General features: G+C 60.3%; 1 protein-coding gene. It reads left to right on the top strand.

Annotation, left to right across the window (positions count from 1 at the left end):
• Positions 1 to 94 precede the first annotated feature (94 nt).
• Positions 95 to 290, top strand: a 196-nt coding sequence (locus NE591_RS15310) for a hypothetical protein (protein ID WP_256157108.1), incomplete at its 3' end; no start/stop codon positions are given.

Here is a 290-nt window from a genome sequence, read left to right as displayed (position 1 = left end):
AGCCGAGGCTGCCCGCGCGTCTGTTCCACCTTACGGGGAAGGGCGAGCTTCTGGGGGAGGACGGTGCCTCAAGGGGGGGTGAGCAACGGGTTCCATGCAGGATTTTGCGTTTTCGCGACATCGACGTCTTGTGGAGTGCGGTATTTTGCGTTTTCGCGACATCGGTTGCCCCGCAGTGATTCCCCAAGTCGCAAAAACACAAAATCCTGCATGTTATGTGCCTCTCGGACGTCACGGGTTCCTGGGCGAGGAACTCGGCGCTGTAGTTGTGCGGGCGCCATGGGTTGCCC

Source organism: Adlercreutzia sp. DFI.6.23 (assembly GCF_024462535.1).
GTDB classification, from domain to species: Bacteria; Actinomycetota; Coriobacteriia; order Coriobacteriales; family Eggerthellaceae; genus Adlercreutzia; species Adlercreutzia rubneri.
Note: the sequence above shows the minus strand (reverse complement) of the source record. Positions and strands in the feature narration are given on the sequence as shown.